The sequence below is a fragment of the Aquimarina rhabdastrellae genome (genome assembly GCA_947387485.1).
Classification (GTDB): domain Bacteria; phylum Bacteroidota; class Bacteroidia; order Flavobacteriales; family Flavobacteriaceae; genus Aquimarina.
Genome location: CANDNT010000001.1, coordinates 694,778 through 716,656, shown reverse-complemented (window position 1 = coordinate 716,656; position 21,879 = coordinate 694,778). Strand labels below are relative to the sequence as shown.

The 21,879-nt window shown below is 35.0% G+C and carries 1 protein-coding gene; it reads left to right on the top strand.

Features of this window, described 5'->3' with window-relative positions; genetic code table 11:
- Positions 1 to 318 precede the first annotated feature (318 nt).
- Entirely contained in the window at positions 319 to 21,852 is a 21,534-nt protein-coding gene (locus ACYEKI_RS03055) for a non-ribosomal peptide synthase/polyketide synthase (protein WP_459209686.1), read from the top strand.
- The last annotated feature ends 27 nt before the right edge of the window (positions 21,853 to 21,879 follow it).

The window sequence follows — 21,879 nt, the reverse complement described above, 5'->3', positions numbered from 1 at the left end:
TAAACAGTACTAGTATTATTGGTTAATTGTTATGTGTAAAATCTACTCTTAAAAATGTAAAATCTTAACGGTTGATTATTAAAGGTATGAGGTGTTTTTTACTGTTTTGCAGTAACTTATGTTTTTTACTTTAAATTAATGTGATCTCGAATTCTATGTGATTAGCATCACAATGCAGCATAGTTAATAAGCTTATATTAAGCGACTAGAATGTCAAAAAATGATGTTTTCGATCATAAAAATGACGGAAAAATTATCCCCTAGAGATCATTTTTTGGCACGCTAAAATTAAGAAAGAAGAATAGATAATAAGATTACATGAAAGACATAACTAAGTTGCACATTGCGCAACAGGATATCTATTACCATCAATTAGTTTCCCCAGAAAGCTCATTGTATAATGTAGGTGGATATATGGTATTTCGAGGAGATTTTCAGAAAGAAGTATTTAAAGAAGTAATTGAAAATCTGCCATATATATTTGATTCATTAACGATCAAATATGATTTTACAAATGATGAACCTGTATGTTTTTTAGACAGTCCCCAAAAAGTAGAAGTTATAGAGAGAGATTTTTCTCAAAAAGATAAATCTGAAATAGAGCAATGGGTTCAAAATGAATTTAATATATCCTTTGATTTATATAATGATAGATTATATAGATATGAGATATTAAAAATAACTGAAGATGAGTATTGGGTATTTGCTTGTTTTCATCATTTGATTACTGATGGTTATGGGTTTATGATTATTTCAGATTATGTAATCAATCAATATAAAGCTATACTACATAAAAAAGAAATTCAAGAAAATAACTTTGGATCTTATTTTACTACTATAAAGGAATCTTTAGGGTATTTTGAATCAGATAATTATAAAAAAGATAGTCTGTATTGGAATGAAAAATACAAGACGATTCCAAAATCTGTATTTACACCAAAAGAGTTAAATCAACGAACTAGTGGAGGGAGAATTTCTGTAACAATACCTAACCAAAATAGATTACAATTAGAAGCATTTGCTGGACAAACACAAAGTAATCTACAACAATTAACTATAGCAGCATTAGCTATTTATTTTGGGAAAACAGAAAATGAATTAGAAGAAATAAGTATAGGAATTCCAGTTCATAAAAGAGGGAATCGAAAAGAACGACAAACTTTTGGTGTTTTCAGTGGTATTATACCATTTAAAACAAATTATAATGAGAATATGCTGATTAAGGAATTTATACAGCATATTAAGCATGAACAACGCAAAGATTACAGGTATAGAAAATATCCTTTAGGACACTTAAATAGAGACTTAAGATTACTATCTCAACAACGAGAACAACTCTTTGATATCATTGTTAATTATGAGCCTTTTAAGTTTCCAGAACCAATAGAAGGACTTAAAATAGAAACCAAACATTTAGCTAGTACAATGGAGTTTAATGCTCCGCTATCACTGAGATGGTGTGATTATGGTGAAAATCAACAATTGGAATTAAAAGTTGATTATGATGGAAAATATTTTACCGAAAACGAAGTAAAAACAATCTATAAAAGTGTTTTACATATTCTCAATGAGATTACAGCTACACAAGACGTGAGACTCAAAGAGATAGAAGTTATAACACAAGAAGAAAAGAACAGTGTAGTAAAAGAATTTAATCAAACGTATAGGGCGATTGATTACAAAAATAATACCCTACTTACAGCTTTTAATAAGAGCGTGGTAACTTCGCCAGATGGTACAGCTATTGTATTTCAAGAAGAAACGTTTACCTATGCAGCAATAGAGCAGCAATCAAATCAGCTTGCTAATTATTTAATAAACTTAGGAGTACAACATAAAGAGCTTATCCCAATATGTCTTTCAAGAGGTCCCAAAATGCTAGTGAGTATACTGGCTATATTAAAAGTAGGAGGAGCTTATGTACCCATCGATCCTAATTATCCTCAAGATCGTATAGATTTTATAGTAGATGATACTAATGCAACCTATATAATCACTGAAAAAGAATCACAAAAAGCATTCCTTGAACAACAAAATAGAAGGGTTGTTATTCTTGATAAAAAAGCAATAGAAATAGAAAAACAGCCTACCGAGAGGCCAAGTGTCAAAATAACTCCAGAACAATTAGCCTATATTATTTATACCTCAGGAACTACAGGTACACCAAAAGGAGTAATGATAGCACATCGCTCTATATATAATTTTATAGAAGCAATGAAATTAGGATTAAGAGTTAATGAATTAATAAAAGTATTGAGTTTTACCAACTATACTTTTGATATTTCTTTACTTGAATTTTTTCTACCATTGTGTAATGGCGGAACTTTAGTGGTAGTTGATGATGAAATGGGAATGGATCCTATGGCATTAGCACAATACATAAACAAAATACATCCTACTCATATACAAGCAACTCCATCAAGATGGAAAATGTTATTAGAAAGCGGATGGAAAAGTGAAGAGAATATTACCTTATTGACCGGAGGAGAAGCAACTACAGAAGCACTAAAAGGACAGTTAATATCAGCTACACAAGGAAAAGTGTATAATGTATATGGACCTACAGAAGCTACAGTTTGGGCAACTATACAAGAGTTACAAAAAGATAATAAAGTAAACATAGGTAAACCTATAGCAAATACACAAACTTATATTCTTAACAAACAACTCGAACCACAACCTATAGGAGTAGCAGGAGAATTGTGTATAGGAGGAATACAAGTAGCCGAAGGATATTTAAATCGTAGTGAATTAACAGGAGAGAAGTTTATTCCTAACCCATTTAAACTTAATGAACGTATTTATCGTACAGGAGACTTAGCTAAATGGGTGCCTAATGGAGAGATTGAATTTATAGGGCGAAAAGATAACCAGATTAAATTAAGAGGTTACCGAATTGAATTGGGCGAAATAGAAGCTACTCTAGAACATATAGAAACTGTACAACAAGCAGTAGTTTTAGCAAAAGACGATCATCAAGGAAGTAAACGATTAGTCGCTTATGTTATTACTGAAGATGAGGTAATTAATATTCAACAGGAGTTAGAGTTACACTTGCCAGAATATATGGTACCAAAAATTTATTTAAAAATGGGGAATTTTCCACTGATGCCTAGTGGGAAAGTTAACCGTAAAGCACTTCCAGAGCCTGATTTTCATCACTCACACAATATAGATTATAAACAACCTATCACAGATATAGAACAACAATTGGTTGCTATTTGGGAGCAAGTATTGCAGGTAGATCAAATAGGAATGAATGATAACTTTTTTGAGTTAGGCGGTCATTCGATCATAGCAGTGCGATTGGTTAATATGGTTCGTAAAAAGATGCGAGTTCAGATCAAAGTTCAAGATATATTTGAGACGCGAACGGTGGCCAAATTAGCAACTCGTATAGAAAATGCAGAACGTGTAGAAACGCAAGAAATCAAAGCGATAGCTGATAAGCCAACAAAACTTCCGTTGTCGTTTACTCAAGAACGTTTATGGTTTATAGATCAATTACAAGGTAGTGTAGCTTATCATATTCCAGGGGTTCAATATATAGAAGGAGCACTTGATGTAGAAAAGTTACAAAAAGCAATTGCCTCTGTAGTTCAAAAACATGAAGTACTGCATACCGTTTATAAAAGCGAAAAAGGTCTACCATATCAAACTAAAATCTCACCTTTAGATTTTGTAGTCGATCATATCGAAATTGAAGAAAACAAAGTAGATAGTTATATACAAAAGTCGATAAAAGAACCTTTTGATTTAGCCAATGATTATATGCTTCGTGCAGAAATTCTTCAGGTCCAAAAAGATGTGTTTTATTTAGTTATCGTGATGCATCATATAGCTTCTGATGGATGGTCACTACCGATAGTGATTAATGAAATTCAGCAAACATATGCTCAGAATGAAGATACGAATACCTTACCGATACAATATGCAGATTATAGTATTTGGCAAAGAGAAACAGTTACAACACAAGAACTAGACGAACAACTGAAGTATTGGGAACAACAATTGACACATAATACGCCACTGCAATTACCTACAGATTATCAACGTCCCGTAGTACAGGATTTGGCAGGTGCTCAATATCGATTTAGTTTAAACAAAGAAATAACCAAAGGCTTAAAATCACTGAGTAAGGAAAACGAAGCGACCTTATTCATGACAATGATGAGTCTATATAAAGTTGTATTGCATAGATATACAGGAGAAAGCGATATTACTGTAGGAACTCCAGTAGCAAATCGCCCGTATGCAGAACTATCAGACTTGATAGGATTTTTTGTAAATACCATTGCCATTCGTTCTCAACTTGAATCTGATTTAACATTTACTCAAGTTTTAACGCAAACGAAAACAACGACTTTAGAAGCGTATCAATATCAAGAAGTTCCTTTCGAAAAGATAGTAGAGCGCGTAGCTTCTGAACGTGATCAAAGTAGAACTCCGATTTTCCAAACTATGTTAATGCTTCAAAATACGGAAGCTTTAGCACCAGCACAATTTTCGGAAACTAAAAATACCTTACTCAAAAAATACCATACTCAGACTTCAAAATTTGATTTAAGTATGGAAATCACCGAAGCAAACGAGCAACTAGAAATAGTATTAGAATATAGTACAGCTTTGTTCAAGCCAGAAACCATAGCACGTTTTGCGACGCATTTTATGAATTTGGCTGCGGCAGTTTTAGTAAGCGCAGATCAAAACATCAATACACTAGAATTATTACCATCACTAGAAAAGGATACTTTATTAAACGTATTCAATACGCATGAAGAAATTGAAATAACTCACGATACAGTATTAGATCTATTTGAAAAGCAAGTAACTTCTCAACCTGAAGCTACAGCGTTGTTACACGAAGATACGACATATTCTTATCAAGAATTGGCAACCAAAAGTAATCAGTTAGCTAATTATCTTATCGAAGTTGGAGTAGAAAACGGAGCATTAGTTCCTATATGTATGGATCGTTCGCTAGAAATGGTTGTTACCATCTTTGCTGTGTTAAAAACAGGAGCAGCGTATATACCAATTGATCCTAAATATCCACAAAATAGAATAGATTTTATTCTTAAAGATACAGCGGCAACTACAGTGATAACTACAGCCGAATATCAAGCTTTATTCAAAAACCAACAAACGGTTACCACAGTAACTTTGGATACTATAGAGGAAAAAGTAAAGCAACAGTCCTTAACAAAACCTCAAAGAATAGTAACTCCAGAGCAATTAGCATATATCATATATACCTCGGGAACAACCGGAACACCAAAAGGAGTAATGATCCAACATCGCTCTCTAATGGCATTGCTATACGGAATGGATAAAGCATATCCAGTAACCAAAGAAGATCGTTTGTTATTAAAAACAACCTTTACATTTGATGTGTCGGTATACGAGCTTTTTGGATGGATCTATCAAGGAGCAAGCTTAGGTATTTTAACTAAGGGCGGAGAAACAGAACTTCCTGTTTTAATTCAGACGCTAGCTTCGCAAAAAATTACACATTTCAATTTAGTACCTTCTTTATTTGCGGTATTTATTGAAGCATTGCAACAACAAGAAAAAATTGATTTAGAGCATCTCAAATATGTGATGTTGGCAGGAGAGCGCCTTCCTTTAGAACTCATTATTGCCTATAGAAAACTAGGACTCAAAGCTTCTTTAGAAAATATATACGGACCTACAGAAGCAACGATTTACAGTAGTTATTTCGATACATCCTCGGTAGTAGAAACAGCTGTGAACATTCCTATCGGAAAACCTTTTGCAACGACTTCGCTATATGTGCTTAATGATAAAAATGAAGCGCAGCCAATAGGCGTTAAAGGAGAATTGTGTATTGGTGGTACTCAGGTAGCTAAAGGATATTGGAATCGTCCAGATCTAACAGCAGATAAGTTTATCGAAAATCCGTTTAAAGCAGGAGATCGTTTATACAAAACAGGAGATGTTGTAAGATGGTTGCCTAACGGAATTATAGAATATTTAGGTCGAAAAGACAATCAGGTTAAATTAAGAGGATACCGAATTGAGCTTGGCGAAATAGAAGCTACGTTAGATCGATTGGAAGTCATAAAACAATCGGTGGTCATGGTCAAGCAAGATGCACTTTTGGTAGCGTATATCACACCTGAAGCAGAATATGATACTGCCTTTGTAGAAGCTAAGCTTAGAGAAAGTCTTCCTGCATATATGATTCCGAATCATTTTATAACAATGGAAGCATTTCCGTTGAATCCTAGCGGAAAAATAGACCGTAAACGTCTACCAGAACCACAGGATCTTGCAGCTAGTGACGAAATAGTTACACCTACAAATAAAACAGAAGAGGAGTTAGTACGTATATGGCAAACGCTATTGCAAAAAGAAGCCATAAGTACACAAGCTAATTTCTTTGAGATAGGAGGACATTCTCTATTAGCAGTGCGAATGTTAACAGCGATACAAGATGTATTTCAGGTAACACTTTCTGTAAAAGATCTTTTTCAGTATACAACAATTACTCAATTAGCAGCTTATGTAGCGCAACAAGAAACTGGAACAAAAGTTACCGATATTTCGATAGCAGAACGTCCAGAGTTGATCCCTTTATCTTTTACACAAGAACGTTTATGGTTTTTGGATCACTTAAAAGGAAGTACAGAATATCATGTACAAGGTGGATTAAAGCTTACAGGAGATCTCAATAGCAAAGCGCTAGAAAAAGCGTTTAAAGAAGTAGTTCAAAGGCATGAAAGTTTACGAACTGTATTTGAAGAAATAGAAGGACAACCGTACCAAAAAGTAAAAGAAGCGAGTTCATTTGAGTTAGCACATATTTCAATTCAAGAAGAAAAATTAGCATCGGCAATTGAAGCCTATATCGCTAAACCGTTTGATTTGAGTAGTGATGATATGTTGAGAGCAACTTTATTTGAGACAGCTCCTCATGAATATACCTTAATTATCGTAGCACATCACATTGCTTCAGATGGATGGTCGATTCCTATTATTGTCAAAGAATTAGAAGCTAATTACGATGCGGCTATTCATTATACACCTATAGATTTACCAAAATTAGCGGTACAATATATTGATTACAGTCTTTGGCAAAGAGAAAATTTAACAGAAGCCTTTTTAGAAGAAAAACTAATTTATTGGGAACAACAGCTTCAAGGGACAACACCTTTGGCTATTCCAACAGACCACATAAGACCTGCGATACAAAATACAAAAGGAGCACAATTCCATTTTGAAATAGATACAGCAACCACCAAAGCTTTACATCAAATCAGTCAAGAACAACAAGCAACGTTGTTTATGACCTTGATGAGTATCTATAAGATTGTATTGTATCGCTATGCCAACGAAGGAGATATTACAGTAGGAAGTCCGATTGCCAATAGAATGCAAGCTGAAATAGCAGGATTGGTAGGATTCTTTGTAAATATGGTTGCCATTCGCGATCAAATAGAAGGAGACGATACTTTCGAAAGTATTTTAGCCAAAGTAAAGCAAACCACGCTAGAAGCATACGAGCATCAGGAAGTTCCTTTTGAAAAAATCGTAGATCGAGTGATTACTACAAGAGATCAAAGTAAAACACCGATTTTCCAAACGATCCTAAGTTTACAGAACAATGAATCAGTTTCTAATATCAAGCTAGGAGAAAGTCAGGCTGAATTGATGACTTTTGATACAAAAACATCAAAATACGATCTAAGTTTAGACATTACAGAAAACGAAAGAGGATTGGCCGTAGCTATCGAATATAGTACAGCTTTATACAATGAAGCTACAATAGCTAGGCTAGCAACTCACTTTAAAAATACAATCGATGCGATTGTAACGACTCCAAATGCTACAATTAATACCTTGGAGCTACTTTCGGAGGCTGAAAAATTACAATTACAGAACTTCAATACAACAAAAATAGAGTATCCAGAAGGGATTTCTATTTTGGATATGTTCCAAAAACAAGTAATAGCACAACCAAAAGCTACAGCAATTGTTTTTGAAGGAACAACTTTGAGTTTTGAAGCACTAGATCAAAAAACAAATCAACTAGCAAATTATCTAAATGATCAAGGAGTTACCAAAGAGACATTGGTACCAATTTGTGTCGAACGTTCGTTTGATATGATAGTCGGAATCTTAGCGATTCTAAAAGCAGGTGGAGCCTATGTACCTATCGATCCTACTTTTCCAGCAGATCGTATCGAATATATTCTAGGAGATATAGAAGCTACGTTTGTTTTGACACAAAAACGTTTTGAAACTATATTCGAACAAGAGATAAACAGTATCGTTTTAGATCATTTTGAATACGAAATATATGATACAACGTTCGAAGTTGAAAGCATTCAGCCAGAACAATTGGCGTATGTGATATATACTTCAGGTACGACAGGAAAACCAAAAGGAGTCTTATGCGAACACAAAGGTTTGTATAATAGATTATTGTGGATGCGAGATGATTTAGAAATCACGCAAAACGATATCATCTTACAAAAAACTACTTATACATTTGATGTATCGGTATGGGAATTAACAATGCCTTTGATTGTAGGATGTCAGATGGTACTTGCAAAACCAGAAGGACACAAAGATCCATTATATTTACAAGAGTTGATAGCTACTTCACAAGGAACAATCATGCATTTTGTTCCTTCAATGTTATCGATCTTTTTAGAAGAAGTCAATACTGACTTATGTACCTCACTTAGACATGTTGTATGTAGTGGAGAAGCGTTGACAGCTAGTATGGTAAAGAGTTTTAGAACACAATTGCCAAACGTACAGTTACACAACTTATATGGACCAACAGAAGCAGCGATTGATGTTACGGCTATTGATCTAACTCACCAAGCGATTGCAAATACGGTAAGTATTGGATATCCAGTAGCAAATACTCAAATTTATATTGTGAATCCAGCGATGCAAGAACAGCCAGTTGGAGTTGCAGGGGAATTGTGTATTGGCGGAATCCAAGTGGCTAGAGGATACCTTAAAAGAGAAGAGCTTAATCAAGAAAAGTTTATCAATAATCCATTTGTTCATGGAGGAAAACTGTACAGAACAGGAGATTTAGCAAGTTGGAATGCCGATGGAAGTATAGCATATGTAGGGCGAATTGATAATCAAATAAAGCTAAGAGGATATCGTATCGAATTAGGTGAGATTGAAGCTTTATTAGAAGAACAAGAAGCCATTCAGCAAGCAGTAGTTGTGGCTAAAGAAGTTACAGAGAATAACAAGCAACTAGTAGCGTATGTCGTAACTGAAGGAACGTTTAATAAAGAAGCTACTATAACGATATTAGCCAATCAATTACCAGAATACATGGTGCCTAAATACTATGTAGCTTTAGACGAAATGCCGCTAAGTGTCAATGGTAAAGTGGATCGAAAAAAACTTCCTAATCCGGCTGTAGATACTATAGAACTACAAGAATATATAGCACCAAAAGGAGCGATAGAAGAAAAGTTAGCCGAATTATGGAATGAGGTTTTAGGAACCACAAAAGTAAGTAGCAATGCTAACTTCTTTGAAATAGGTGGACATTCACTATTAGCGGTAAAACTAGTTTCTAGGATAAGAAAGCAATTCGAAAAGAACATCAATGTCAAAGATATCTTTCAATATGCAACTATTGCTACTCAGGCAACATTTTTAGAAGGAAGGTCTAGCGAAACTACAACGGTCATTACCAAAGCAGACCGTACTCAAAAAATACCATTATCCTTTACACAAGAACGATTATGGTTTATAGATAATTTACAAGGAAGTCAAGCATATCATATTCCAGCAATATTACAACTTAAAGGAAACTTAGATACGAATGCTTTAATCAATGCAATACAAGCATTAATAACAAGACATGAAAGTCTAAGAACAGTTTATAAAGAAGAAAACGGAATAGGATACCAACAACTGCAAGAAGCTTCAAATTTTGAAGTAATACAAGATAATCAAGAACCATCAGAAGCGGTAATACAAGAAATCGTATCCAAACCTTTTGATCTTAGCAAGGATTATATGCTACGCGCAGTTTTATTGAAAGAAAATGAAACTGTTCATCAACTAGTTCTTGTATTGCATCATATAGCCGCAGATGGATGGTCTTTGCCAATTTTTGTAAAAGAATTGCAAGTGTTCTACGAAGCGGCAATCAATAACCAAGAACCTGTGATAAATGACTTGCCAATTCAATATGCAGATTATAGCGTTTGGCAACGAAATAATAGCAAGGAAATAGATTTTACAGAAAAATTAGCTTATTGGGAAACGCAATTGCTTAATACAACGCCATTAGCTTTAGCAACAGACTATAGCAGACCTGCTATTTTGGGGAACGAAGGAAACGAAATCAAGTTTACGATTTCTTCTGAAATCACAAAGAAATTACAAGAATTCAGTCAAAAACAAGGGACAACATTGTTTATGACGTTATTGACAGCGTATAAAACTTTATTGTACAGATATACCAATGAAGGAGATATTACTGTAGGAAGTCCAATTGCCAATAGAGAACAAGCAGAAGTCGAAAATCTAATAGGATTCTTTGTCAATACTATTGCATTACGTACGCAAATAGAAAGCAATCATACGTTTATCCAAATTCTGGAAGCGACCAAAGCAACAACATTAGATGCTTACGCACATCAAGAAATTCCGTTTGAGAAAATTGTAGATAAGGTTGCTATACAAAGAGATCAAAGTAGAAGTCCGATTTTCCAAACAATGTTTACGTTGCAAAACAATGAGCAGGCAACAATTACAAATTTAGGAGCTACTGAAGTAACGATTAATGCACCAAAATCTCAAACTGCTAAGTTCGAATTGAGTTTGAGTGCAATTGAACAAGACAAGGCTTTAGAATTCTATCTAGAATACAATACAGCATTGTTCAAAGAAGCAACTATGGTACAATTTGCTGAACATTTTGAGACAATTGTTTCAGCAATCTTAGCAGAACCAACAAAAGCAATTGCAAAAATTCCGTTATTAACCAGTGCAGAAGAAAAGACAATAGCTAGCTTTAACGCTACAGCAATTCCATATCCAGAAGGCATTTCTATTTTGGATATGTTCAAAAAGCAAGTAGCAGTGCAACCTAAGGCAACCGCTATTGTTTTTGACGGACAAACATTGAGTTTTTCTGAGCTAGATCGTAAAACAAATCAGTTAGCACACAAGCTAAAAGAGTTAGGAGTTAAACAAGAAACACTAGTTCCTATTTGTGTAGAGCGTTCGTTCGAAATGATTATAGGAATTGTAGCCATTCTCAAAGCGGGAGGGGCATACGTTCCTATTGATCCTACATTCCCGATGGATCGTATCTCATATATGTTAGAAGATACAGCTGCCACTTTAGTATTGACACAAGAGCGATTTGCTAAGATTTTTGACACTATAGCGGTAGAAATTTTGGCATTGGATGCATTACAATTAGCAACTTATCCAGAGACTTTTGAGATAGCAACCATAGCACCAGAACAATTGGCGTATGTGATATATACTTCAGGTACGACAGGAAAACCAAAAGGGGTATTATGCGAACATCAAGGATTGTATAATAGACTGTTGTGGATGAGAGATGATTTAGACATCAATCAAGAATCTATCATTCTTCAAAAAACAACCTATACGTTTGATGTATCCGTTTGGGAATTGACAATGCCATTGATTGTAGGATGTAAAATGGTTTTCGCGTTGCCAGAAGGTCATAAAGATCCAGAATATTTACAAGAGTTGATTCAGCAAGAACAAGGATCAATTATGCACTTTGTACCTTCAATGTTGTCGGTGTTTTTAGAAGATATTGATGCCGAAAAATGTAAAACGTTACAACATGTAATCTGTAGTGGAGAAGCGTTGACATCGAGTATGGTACGTAGTTTTAGAGAGCATTTACCTTGGGTGAAGCTACATAACTTATACGGTCCAACCGAAGCTGCCATTGATGTTACAGCCATAGATGTTACTACTATAGACGTAGAAAAACATGTAAGCATTGGATATCCAGTAGCCAATACGCAAATATATATTCTTAACGAAACACTACAATCACAACCTATAGGAGTTGCAGGAGAGCTGTGTATAGGCGGAATTCAGGTAGCAAGAGGTTACTTAAATAGAGAGGACTTAACTGCGGATAAGTTTATCGAAAATCCATTTGTAAAAGGAGAACGATTATACAAAACGGGAGATTTAGCAAGTTGGGAAAGAGATGGAAGCATCACCTATATAGGAAGAAAAGATAATCAGGTTAAAATAAGAGGGTATCGTATTGAATTAGGAGAAATTGAAACACTATTAGATCAATTGGATACCGTATCGCAATCAGTAGTCATTGCAAAAGCAGATCCTAATGGAAATAAACAACTTATTGGATATGTAGTAAGCGAAGCTCAGTTTGACGAAAAAGAAGCACAAACGATATTAGCAGCTACGTTACCAGAATATATGGTACCGAAGCATTATGTGACTTTGGACAAAATGCCATTGAGTGTCAACGGAAAAGTTGATAGAAAACAATTGCCAGAACCAGATTTTGGAACGATACAGCAAACATACATAGCACCAAATACAGCAGTAGAAAAGCAATTAGTTGCGATTTGGCAAGAATTACTTCGAATTGATAAGATAGGAATTACTGCAAATTTCTTTGAGTTAGGTGGAGATTCGATCAAAGCAATTCAATTAGTGAGTAAAGCCAAAAAGCAAGATATACTCTTCAAGGTTAAAGATGTATTTACGCATCAAACAATAGCTGAATTAGCACAAAATCTAAGAACTTCGGCAAGTATTCTAACAGAAGAAGGCATTGTAGAAGGAGTTTCAGGATTGTTACCAATTCAATCGTGGTTTTTTGAAAAACAATACGCAAAGCAAAATCACTTTAATCAATCGGTACTTCTTGAGCTTAAAAAAGAGGTAACAATACGAGAAATTGATACTGCTTTACAACAATTAATAGCACAACATGATGCGTTGCGTTTCCGATATGAAATATCAGACGAGACAATCATTCAGACATATCAAAAAGAGAAAGAAGTAACCATAGTAACAGAAACTATTACTTCTCTAGACGAAGTTGAGAAACTTTGTGAACGTTATCAAGAAAGCTTAGATATTTCTAAAGGCGAACTCTTTAGATCTGTACATATTCAGGCACCAGAAAAGCAGTTGCTGTATCTTGTGATTCATCACTTAGCGGTGGATGGGGTTTCATGGAGAATTCTTTTAGAAGATTTACAAAATAGCTTAAATGGTAAAACGTTAGACCCTAAACAAACTTCGTATCGACAGTGGCAAGAACAGTTGCAAGTATTCGCTTCTAGCGAAAGATTAGTAGCTGAGCAAAGATATTGGGAAACAGTTCTAGAAAAAGAGATAAATATAGCTGCTGAGGTTGAACACAAGCAGCAGGCAACATATCAAGAAGTAAAAACTGTTGAGCTTACGTTGGATACAATTCTAACGAGAAGTTTGCAGCAAGAAATTCATAAAGCCTATACTACAGATATCAATGATATATTGTTAAGTGCTTTGGCGATGACTTTATCACAATGGCAACATCGAAATGAATGGGTTGTAGCGATGGAAGGACATGGTCGTGAAGAATTATCAGAAACTGTAGATATCAGTAGAACCGTTGGATGGTTTACAAGTTTATATCCAGTAGCGTTAAGTACGAAGGAAGCAACTGTTGAAGCGATTATTGCCAATACCAAAGATGCCTTAAGAGCAATCCCAAATAAAGGTATCGGATATGGAATCTTAAAATACCTAAATGAAGGAACTAAAGAAAATTCCTTATGGAATAAGAACATTGAAGAAATTGTATTCAATTACTTAGGAGATTTTGATGGTTTGGTAAATGAAGATGTATTTGCAATCTCAAAAATGAATAAAGGAAATGATATTAGCCTTAAGAATCAATATGCAAGTGCTTTTGTCATTAACAGTATCATCTCAGAAGAGCAATTACACCTTAGCTGGAATTACGATAGTTTACGATACGATGAAGCTACCGTTCAGGAATTAGTAGCAAATTATGTAGGGAATTTAAAAACTATCATAGCACATTGTACAGCCATAGAAAATACTGTTGAAACTAGTGCTGATTATGGATTACCAGTGATTTCGCATGATGTATTACAACAGTTCAAACAAAGCATTTCAGCCCATCAGATAGAAGATATATATCCGCTAAATCCATTACAAGAAGGATTACTATTCCATAGTTTATACGAAAACAATACTAAAGCATATGTAACACAATTTAGTTGTGATTTTGATGGAATTATAGATGAGGCGAATTTTAGAGAAAGCTGGAAGCATATTTTTGAAAAACACAGTGTATTACGTACACAAATTTTCCCAGATACCTTCCAAAGCGCTATACAATGTGTATACAAAGAAGTAGCCATACCAATAGAGATTGTAGACCAAACTGAGATGTCTATAGCAACTTCAAAAATACAAACACAAGCCTTTATTGAAACTGACCGTAAAAAAGGATTTGACATCACAGCAGTACCTCTAATTCGTATCACTTTAGTTCGTCAGCCAGCTCAAAAAACAACTATGATCGTAACCAATCACCATATTTTATGGGATGGATGGTCATTCTCGCGTATCATGAGTGGTTTTATCAATACCTATGAAACGTTGCAATTAGGAAAATCGATTCCTGCATTCGAAGTAGATCATTATGGACAACAAGTACGTTACACTTTAGATAAAGATATTTACGAAGGAAAAACATTCTGGAAAAACTATTTACAAGACCTAGAAGAACCTACGTATGTACCATTTATCAAGGATACAACTTTGCGTAATCACGAAATAGGAAATCAAGAAGAACATTGGGATTTAGGAATAGAATTAAGCACCCAATTAGAAGACTTTGCACAGCAAAATCATCTTACCGTTAATACCTTGATTCAAGGAGCTTGGGGATATCTATTGTCGCAATATACAAGACAAGAAACAATTAGTTTTGGAGCAACGATTTCGGGTAGAGATGCTGCGATAGAGGGCATAGACGAAAAAGTTGGTTTATACATCAATACGATTCCAGTTTGTATTACAGTAGATAACAAAGCAACTATAGCAGATTGGTTACAGACCTTACAAAAAGAACATACCATAGGAAGAGAAGAATACAGTCACCTTCCATTACAAACAATACAACAAACAACAGCAATTCAGGAAGCATTGTTTGACACGCTGATGGTATTTGAGAATTATCCAATTGATGAAAAATCATTCAACACAGGAAATGCTTTAGCCGTAGAAAATCTACAATACCACGAACAAACTAATTATACGTTATCCATAGCCTTTAGCATAGCAACTACAGGATTACAAATTAAGATGCTATACAATGATAAAGTATTGGATAAAGAGACAGTTGCAACGATTGGTAACCATTTGATCAATACGTTACAAAGTTTTATTAGGGAGAATTCAACATTTGAAACTATAAACTATTTAAGCAAAGCTGAACAACAAGAAATTCTATATGGATTCAATACATTCAGTAAACCAATAGCAACGCAGCAATCAGTTTTAGAACTATTTAAAGAACAAGTAATAGCACGTCCTGATGCAATTGCGTTGGTATTCGAGAATCAGCAGTTAACGTATAAAGAGCTAGACGAAAAGACCGCAATATGGGCTTCATATCTACTCGAACAAGGATTACAAAAAGAAGAGTTAGTACCGGTCTTTATCGAACGTTCTTTAGAAATGTGTATAGCGGTACTAGCGATCATCAAAGCAGGAGGAGCATATGTGCCTATTGATGTAACATATCCACAAGATCGTATAAATTTTATTTTGGAAGATACATCAGCAAACTTTGTGATTACACAAAATGAATTGCAGCAACGTTTCGAAAATAATAGTGTAACAACAATTACAGTAGAATCAATTCCAGAGACTCAGTCAGCAACAGCATTACCGCAAATAGAAGGAACACAGTTACTATATGTAATTTACACATCAGGTACAACAGGAAAACCAAAAGGAGTGTTATGCGAGCATCAAAGTATGGTAAATTTAGCACTCAACCATATAGAAGCTGTAAACATAAACGAGACCAGTACAACTTTGCAATTTGCATCGGTAGCATTTGATGCTTTTGGATTCGAAATATATCCAGTAATAGCTTCAGGAGGGAAATTAGTAGTAACAACCGAAGAAACGATCAAGTCAATCGAAGGTTTATCTACCTTACTAAAAGAACACAAGGTAACTAATACCTTCTTACCACCATCATATCAAACAGCCTTAAAAGACCACTTAAGTACCTTAGAAACGATTGTATCAGGTGGAGAAGCTTTACAGGTAGATACAGCTCGATATTTACAACAACAAGGGATTAGAATGATCAATGCCTACGGACCTACAGAAAGTACGATCTGTAGTTCTATGTCAGACGATCCAATTGCAGCAGACGGTGCTATTACAATAGGGAAACCTTTGGACAATGTACCAACATATATTTTGGACGCAAATAGACAACCAGTACCTGTTGGCGTTGTTGGTGAATTGTGTTTAGGAGGAATCCAAACGACAAGAGGATATCTCAACAGACCCGAGTTGTCTGAAGAGAAGTTTATCAATAACCCTTTTATTTCAGGAGAACGTTTATATCGCACAGGAGATTTGGCCAAATGGTATCCAGACGGAAGTATTGCTTATATCGGACGTATCGATCATCAGGTAAAATTAAGAGGATATCGTATAGAATTAGGAGAGATAGAAACAGCTATAGAACGTATAGCTGCGATAGAACAAGCAGTAGTTTTGGTTAAAGAAGACCAACATCAAAACAAACGATTAGTAGCTTATATTACTAAGAAATCCGAAATAACACATACAGAAATAGAAACAATTTTGGCACAAGAATTACCAAGCTATATGGTGCCTAAAACGTATGTGGTATTGGAGCTATTCCCATTAACGTCAAACGGAAAAATAGATCGTAAACACCTTCCAGAACCGCAAGAAAGCGACCTGAAGACAGAAACATATATAGCTCCTTCAAATGACAAAGAAGTGATTTTGAGTAAGATTTGGGAAGAACTTTTAGGTGTGAAACCTATAGGAATCACACACAATTTCTTTGAACTTGGAGGAGACTCTATCAAAGCTATTCAATTGGTAAGTAGAGCTAAAAATGAAGGAATTATTTTTAAAGTAAAAGATATTTTCCAGTACCAAACCATTCAAGAATTAGTAAAACACTTACGCACAAGTGCAAGTGTCCTAAATGAAGCAGGAGTACTAGAAGGAGAAGTAGGTTTAATGCCGATTCAACAATGGTTCTTTGAGCGAGAATACAAGCAAGCAAATCAATACAATCAATCTACATTACTAACGGTAGATAAGACGATTACAGCAGCACAGTTAAAAGCTGTTGTAGCATACCTAAATACGTATCATGATGCATTGCGATTGCAATACGAGCATCTTGATCAAAAGGTTACGCAAACATATGGAAATACCGAGTTAGAATTAGAAGTATTAACAGTACAAGAGGAGCATGAGATCGCTACAATTTGCGAATCGTATCAAGAAAAACTCTCTTATGAGACAGGAAGTCTAGCCAAGTTTGTATGGATGCAAACCCCAGATACTTCGGATGCCAATAGATTGTTTATTGTTATACATCACTTGGCAATTGATGGAGTTTCATGGAGAATTCTTATAGAAGACATTCAAACTTTAATAACGCAATTTGAAAACCAACAAGAATTAGCGTTACCAAATAAACAAACCTCATATCGTCAGTGGCAACAAAAGCTAACAATGTATGCTACAGAAGCAAATGTATTAGCTGAAGTAGAATATTGGAAAGGAATTGTAGCCAATACAGTTACTTTACCACAAGATATCGCATACCATGGAGTCACTACATACCGAGATACGCTTGGAGTTTCAACAACACTAAATACTGCATTAACACAACGTTTATTACAAGAGGTTCATCAGGCATATAGTACAGAAATCAATGATATTTTATTGAGTGCATTGACAATGACACTTACAGAGTGGATGCAACAAAACGAAGTAGTCATTGCATTAGAAGGACATGGTAGAGAAGATCTTTTTGATGATGTAGATATTAGTAGAACACTAGGATGGTTTACTAATTTATATCCAGTGCAATTGAAAAAGCATGAAGGAGAAGATGAATTAAAACATATAATCGCCAATACAAAAGAGATGTTACGTGCGATTCCGAATAAAGGAATTGGTTATGGAGTATTGAGGTATTTGACAAATGATGAGGTTTTAAAAGCAACGTTAAATGCAGATTTTGAACGTATTGTCTTCAATTATTTAGGGAGTTTTGATACAACCTTAGCTGCCGAAAGTAAATTGGGAGCAGCAACGGAAAATGTAGGACACGAAATAGCTAGAGACAATCAGAATCCACATCGTTTAACGATCAACAGTATGGTGGTTAAAGGAGAACTACAAATACATTGGAATTACGATGCGTTGCGATTTGAAGAAAGTACAATCACACAATTAGCTGCAAAATTCGAAGAAGCATTAGAACAGCTTATCATACATTGTACGGCTATAGAAACGACAATAGCTACGGCTAGTGACTATGGATTAAAAGCTGTGTCTCAAGGCAAATTAGAAGCTTTTAAACAACAAGAAAATCACCAAGCAACACTTCAAGATATATATCCATTGAGTCCGTTGCAAGAAGGAATCTTGTTCCACAGTATGTATGATACAACATCTAGCGCTTATTTAGTGCAATTTGCATGTGATTTGATAGGTACAATTGATAGACAATTATTTGTAGATTCATGGGCATATTTAGTAAAAAAGCATAGCATTCTTAGAACAAAATTATATCCAAATGCTTTAGGACAACCTGTACAATGTGTATACGATCAGATCGAAATTCCTATCGAAGAAAAAGATTTTAGTGCTTTTACAGGAGATACTTTAACAGAGAAAGTAAATGAGTTTATCGAAGCTGACCATACAAGAGGAATCGCAATAGATCAAGCTCCGTTGATACGCATTACGTTGCTTAATTTAGGAGAGCATCGAACTCGAATGGTGATTACCAATCATCATATCATATTAGACGGATGGTCGTTCTCAAGTATTCTTAGCTCGTTCATGCAATTGTATACGTCAAAAATAGAAGGAAATGCTTGGCCAGAAATCGTGGTAGATCAATATGGCGATCATGTACGTCAGATTCTTAAAAAAGGAAATCACAAAGGAGAAGCTTTCTGGAAAACCTATACAGAGAAAATAGAAGAACCAACGTATATACCATTTATAAAAGATACCGCATTAAGAAATAAAGTAATTGGTAATACAATTGAAGATGAATACATTGCTTCAAATATATCTGAAGCTGTGATAGCCAAAGCACAAGAATACAAAGTAACAGTCAATACAATGTTACAAGCAGCGTGGAGTTATATCATGGCACAATATACACAGCAAGATGCAGTGAGTTTTGGAGCTACAATATCCGGTCGAGATAATGCTATTCAAGGTATCGAAGAACGTGTAGGTTTATATATCAATACAATTCCGGTTTGCACCGAAATAAGAGCAGAAGCCACTATCGAAAATTGGTTACAAGAACTACAAGAAGGACATACCACAGGAAGAGAAGAATACAGTCATATCCCGTTAGGTAAAATTCAACGCAATGCCGGATTCAGCGATTCGTTATTTGATACCTTATTGGTATTCGAAAACTATCCTGTAGACGAGGAAACATTGAATGAACAAGCCATTATTGAAATAGAAAATATCACCAATGATGAGCAAACCAACTATGTACTTACAGCAGCATTCTTCTTAACCGAAGGACAATTAAAAATCAAATTTTTATACAATGATGAGGTCATAGCACCAGAAACAGTAGCTATGATTAAAGAACATTTCTTAACAACTTTAGAAACATTAACGCAGGTTAAAAATGTAGGTGCTTTAAAATATATGTCTGCCACAGAACAAGAATATATATTAGAAGAACTGGTTACAACAACAGCTTTAGACTATAAAGAAGCTTCCGTAATAGAATTATTCCAAAAGCAAGTCGAACGCCAACCAGATGCAATAGCATTGACTTTTGAAGGAAAGCAATTAACCTATAAAGAATTAGACCAACGTTCGAATCAATTAGCGCAATACCTAATCCAACAAGGAGTTACCAAAGAAGAGTTGATTCCAGTATGTGTAGAACGCTCTTTAGAAATGGTGATTGCAGTATTAGGAATTATCAAGGCAGGAGGTGCGTACGTTCCATTAGATCCTAGTTATCCTAAAGATCGTATCGAATTTATCCTGCAAGATACATCAGCAAGATATGTGTTGACACAAACTAGTTTAACAAATCATTTTGAGGCAACAAACGCACAACAGATTGTTATAGATGAAGTATCAGATGTTTTAGCGCAATTTGATAGTGAGGTAACATGCTCTCAAATCGAAGCAAAACAGTTGATATATGTGATTTATACTTCTGGAACTACAGGAAAACCAAAAGGAGTACTCTGTGAACATGGAGGAATGGTAAATTATGTATACAACCATATCGAAAAAGTAGGCTTGACAGCCGAAAGTGCTACATTACAATTTGCTACAGTAGCGTTTGATGCTTTCGGATTAGAATTATATCCAGCATTAAGCTCAGGAGGAAAGTTAGTAATCACGACCGAAGAGAAAATCAAAGCCATTGATAAAATCAGTCAAGTTCTCAAAGAAGAGAAAGTAACACATGCATTGATTCCGCCATCATACCAAGTGTTACTCAAAGAAGAAATGAAAGTACTAGAAACGGTGATTTCGGGAGGAGAAGCTTTACAAATAGGATTAACCAAAGAATTACAAGCAAGTGGACTCAGAGTCGTAAATGCCTACGGACCTACAGAAAGTACGATCTGTTGTACAATGGCAACAGAACCTATTTATAGCGAAACTACAGCAACGATTGGTAGTCCATTGCACAATGTCAATGCATATGTAATGGATGATAACTTACAATTAGTAGCCAAAGGAGTAGTAGGTGAATTATGCGTAGGAGGAGTACAAGTAGCTAGAGGGTATCTCAACAGACCTGAATTAACTGCCGAAAAGTTTGTTCAAAATCCATACAAGCCAGAAGAACGATTATACAGAACAGGTGATTTGGTACGATGGTTAGACAACGGAACTTTTGAATATTTAGGGCGAAAAGACAACCAAATTAAACTTCGTGGATATCGTATTGAATTAGGCGAAATCGAAAATGCCATAGAGCAATTACCAACGATTCAGCAAGCTGTAGTAGATGTGAAAATAGATGCAACAGGAGAAAAGCGTTTGGTTGCGTATGTCATAGGAACTCAAGAAATAGATCAAGCGCAAATAGAAACTGCACTACAAGAAGAATTGCCAGTATATATGATTCCTAGAATCTATGTAGCAATGGAAACGTTCAAACTAACACATAACGGAAAAATCGACCGTAAACAGTTACCTGAACCAGAAATTAATACACTAAAAACTAGCGAATATAAAGCTGCAGAAACCGAAACTGAAAAACGTTTGGTCGCGTTGTGGGAAGAATTATTGAAGATAACCCCTATAGGAATCAATGATAATTTTTTCGAATTAGGAGGACATTCCTTATTAGCAGTAAGATTGATAGCTGCGATTAGAGAAGAATTTGAATTGGATTTAGACATCAAACAATTATTCAACTATACAACCATACAAACACTTGCACAATTCATAGAAGTAATGAATGTGCAACAGCAAAATATAGAAGAAATAGATGATGAAGAGGAAGAAGAAGTATTCTTCTTTTAAAACAAATCGATAACAAAAAAATCAAAA

Excerpts from the sequence above, each read along its gene's own strand:
- ACYEKI_RS03055 (WP_459209686.1), top strand. The coding sequence starts at position 319 with ATGAAAGACATAACTAAGTTGCACATTGCGCAACAGGATATCTATTAC.